This is a genomic window from Patulibacter medicamentivorans (assembly GCF_000240225.1).
In the GTDB taxonomy this organism is placed as follows: domain Bacteria; phylum Actinomycetota; class Thermoleophilia; order Solirubrobacterales; family Solirubrobacteraceae; genus Patulibacter; species Patulibacter medicamentivorans.
Map to the genome: position 1 here is coordinate 1 of NZ_AGUD01000167.1, position 3,669 is coordinate 3,669.

Annotated in this window: 3 protein-coding genes and 1 pseudogene; 2 read left to right on the top strand and 2 right to left on the bottom strand. The window is 76.8% G+C overall.

Annotated elements, in window-relative coordinates; all coding sequences use genetic code 11:
• Together PAI11_RS10890 and PAI11_RS10895 are read right to left on the bottom strand one after the other, a co-directional pair.
• A partial coding sequence (locus PAI11_RS10890) for an RNA polymerase sigma factor (RefSeq protein ID WP_211656584.1) occupies nucleotides 1–807 on the bottom strand: 807 nt, incomplete at its 3' end.
• 15 nt (nucleotides 808–822) lie between these two features.
• The gene (locus PAI11_RS10895; RefSeq protein ID WP_007574380.1) at nucleotides 823–2,589 is read right to left on the bottom strand and encodes a glycerol-3-phosphate dehydrogenase/oxidase; all 1,767 of its coding nucleotides are present in this window, start codon (nucleotides 2,587–2,589) and stop codon (nucleotides 823–825) included.
• Nucleotides 2,590–2,737: 148 nt separating this feature from the next.
• On the opposite strand from PAI11_RS10895, the gene PAI11_RS10900 reads away from it, so the two are divergent.
• Nucleotides 2,738–3,220: a hypothetical protein gene (locus PAI11_RS10900; RefSeq protein ID WP_007574382.1), complete on the top strand. Its 483-nt coding sequence runs from the start codon at nucleotides 2,738–2,740 to the stop codon at nucleotides 3,218–3,220.
• A gap of 124 nt (nucleotides 3,221–3,344) precedes the next feature.
• A pseudogene (locus PAI11_RS27115) lies at nucleotides 3,345–3,669 on the top strand (hypothetical protein); the annotation flags it as partial.

Genomic DNA, 3,669 nt, shown 5'->3' on the forward strand with positions numbered 1-3,669 from the left:
GGGACCGGCCTCGTCGGGCGCCGCGGCCTCGGGCGTCGGCGCGGCCGCCGGGGCGATGCCGCCGACGCCGCCGAGAACCGCCTCGCGGAGGCCGTCCGGCAGGCTGGTGCGCGCCCAGGCGCGGTACGAGAGCCCGGCCTCCTCCAGCGCGTCGACGACCGCCCGCCGCGACTCGTCGCCGTCCAGCCAGTGGGCCAGGGTCAGACGCGCCTCGGCCCCGCGCAGCTGCCCGTCCTGGCGCAGCGCGGCGAGCGCCACGGCCTGCCGGGCCTCGGGCGTGGTCAGGGCCTCGGCGGCGATCCGCGAGCCGCGCATCGCGTCGCGCAGCATCAGCCGCGCCTGCGCCAGCATCGCCGCCAGGACGCCGGGGTCGGCGCGCAGCAGCACGGCCAGGTCCTGGTGGTCGAGCCGGCTGAGACCGCGCAGCGCGAGGACCTCGCGCTGGTCGACGGGCAGCAGGCCGTTGGCCCGCACCACCGACGCCTGGAGGCTGGCCATCGGCACGTTGGCCTCGTCGTGCGCCCGCAGCTGGGCCGCGTACTCGGGGTTCGCGTCGAGCTGGCTGAGCAGCTGGCGCGCGTGCCAGCAGCCCATCAGCAGCAGATCCTGCTCGTCCGTCCCCGGCGGCGCGTCCGGCGGGACGCGCTCGGCGACGGCGGCGAACGCGGCGACCGTCGCGTGCCACGCGGCGCCGGGACTGCCGGTGATCCGGAGGGCCAGGTTGTAGACGGTCTCGCCGTCGCGGTCGAACCGCGTGGCGGTCACGGCCGACACGGCGCTCGTAGTGCTCTGGTCGTCTTGGGGCATCCGATCGACCTGATCCTAAGCGGTTCGGCGGTCAGGCCCGCCGGACGTCGGCAGCACCGCGTGTCCACCGTCCACAGCCGGAGCCGGCGATCGCCGGTCGGCACCGCCTCCCCCACCCGGGACCAGGCCCTCGAGCCGCGCCTCCTCCAGGAAGTCGGCCACGGCGGCGTCGATCGCCGCCGCGTCCCAGCCCAGCTCCGGCGCCATCGCCTCGGCCACCTCGCGGGCGACGCGGCCGCCGTCGGCGGTCACGGTGCGGGCCGCGGTCAGCCCCAGGCGGGTCCGCCGCAGGAGCGCGTCGCCGACCGACCGCGCCTGCTCGTGGCGGGCTGCGTGGACGACCTCGACCAGCAGGTCGACCGGGCCGTCGTCGACGACCGTGCGCGCCAGCTCGGGCCGCTCCTGGGCGAGCGCCAGCAGGTCGCGGGCGACCAGCCCGTAGCGCGCGGCCAGCTGCTCGCGGGCGTCCGCGCTGGTGCCGCGGACGTGCGGCAGGCGCAGCGGGTCGACCGGCTGCCCCAGCGGCAGGTGGTCGGTCCGGCAGGGGGCCACTCGGCCCTCGCGCTCGACCAGCCGGTCGACGGTCTGCTTGGCCATCCGCCGCCAGGTCGTCAGCTTGCCGCCGGTGATCGTGAGCATCCCCGACGAGGTCTCGTAGAGCTCGGCCCGCCGCGAGATGTCGACCGAGCGCTTGGGGTCGCCGGTCGAGATCAGCGGCCGGACCCCGGCGTAGGCGCCGCAGACGTCGTCGAAGCCGAGGCTGGTCCCGAAGAAGTCGTTGACCCCGTCGAGGATGTAGGTGACGTCCTCGTCCGGCGGCGGCACGTGATCGAGGTCGCGGTGGTCGTACTCGTTGTCGGTCGTCCCGACCAGCGTCCGGCCCAGCCACGGCAGCGCGAACATGAAGCGGCCGCCGCCGGAGGGCACGATCGCCCCCGAGCGCAGCGGCAGCTTCTCGGCCGGCAGCGTCACGTGGGTCCCGCGCGACGGGCGGATGACGGGGACCTCGGCCTCGTCGCGCAACTCGGCCGGCCGCAGCCGGTCGGCCCAGACGCCGGTCGCGTTGACGACGTTGTCGGCCTGGATCGAGAAGGTCGCCCCGGACTCGCGGTCGCGGACCTCGACGCCCTCGGCGAGGCCGTCGCGCTCGAGCAGGCCGAGGACCTCGACCCGGTTGACGCAGACCGCGCCGAAGCGCTCCGCCTCCTGCAGGATCGTCAGCACCAGCCGGCTGTCGTCGGTCTGGCAGTCGTAGAAGAGGTGGCCGCCGGTCGGGTTGCGGTCGGCCAGCGCCGGCAGGTGCTCGACGACCTCGCGCGGGTCCAGCGCGCGGTGGCGATCGGGGCTCCAGGCGCGCTCGTCGTCGGACATCTGGCGCCGGCGGCGGCGCCCGCCGCGACGGGCGTCGACGGCCAGGACGTCGTAGAGGTTGAGCCCGACCCCGGTGATCCGGTCCGGCCGGCCGCTGCCGGCGTTGGCCACGACCAGCGGCAGCGGCGTCACCAGGTGCGGGGCCAGGCGCGCGTTGATCTGCCGCTCGAGCAGCGCCTCGCGGACCAGCCCGAGGTCGAAGCTCGCCAGGTAGCGGAGGCCGCCGTGGACCAGCTTCGAGCTGCGACTGGAGGTCCCGGAGGAGTAGTCGGCCCGCTCGACGAGCGCGACCGAGAAGCCGCGCGAGGCCGCGTCGAGCGCGACCCCCGCGCCGGTGACCCCGCCACCGACCACGACGACGTCGAACGTCTCCTCGGTCAGGGCGCCGATGGCGTCGGAGCGCTCGAGCACCCCTGGAGCATCGCATTCCGCGCGGCGCGCGGCCACGGCGGTCGCGAGCGATCGGTCGACGACCGGCGAACATCGGGTGGGCGCGGCCGGCTCGCGCTGGTACCGTCGGGACGGCTGCCGGCCCCGCCTCCTCCGGCACCGTCCCCCCATGCGCCCGAACCTCCGCTCCTCGACGCTGCTGGTCGCCGTGCTGGCGGCCGCGATCCCGGTCGCCGCGCTGGCCGCCGACCCCGACCCGCGCTACGACGACACCGGCTACACCGGCGGCGGGACGACGACCACCACGACCACGACCACCACGACGCCGCCGCCCGAGGAGAAGGCGACGCTGCGGCTGACCGTCAAGGTCTCGCGGGCCCGGTCGGGACGGATCCCGGTCACGGTCCGCGGCAGCCTGTCGGGCAGCGCCAAGGTCCGCGGGACGGCCAAGGTCGCCGGCCGGGCGATCCGGCTGGCGACGCGGACGACGCGCTTCAAGGCCGGGCGCGCCGCGTTCGTGACGCTGCGGCTGCCCGCGCGCGGGCGCGACGCGCTGCGCGCCGGCCGGCGGTTGAAGCTGACCGTCACCGCGACCGGCACCGTCGGCGGCGTCCAGCGCAGCGCCAGCGTCTCGCGGACGCTGCACCCCTGATCGACGGCGCCGCACACGGGGGTCGGACCCGGGGATGATCCGGGACGGGCCCGGGGCATCCCCCATGGTGGACGGCGACGTCGGGCTCCACCCTGGTTGCATCACCGGAACCAGGAAGCCCCGAATGCGCACCCTCGCCACGACCACCCCCGCCGACGTGCCCGCCTACCGCGAGCTGACGCCGCCCCGACGCGGCCACGACATGCTGCCGCCGCGGATCCGCGGGCGCGCCCGCGGCACCGCCCTGCTCGCCGAGCGCCCGGCCGGCCCCGACCAGCCCACCACCGCGTCCGACGCGTCCGAGCCGGTCGGCCCGGCCGGCGACGCCGAGACCCTGGTCCGCGAGCCCGAGGCCGGCGGCGGCGATCCCGGTGGTGGTGATCCCGGCGGTGGCGGAGGCGGAGGCGACGACGGCCGGGACGGCGGTTCCGGGGGTGACGGCGGGCGGG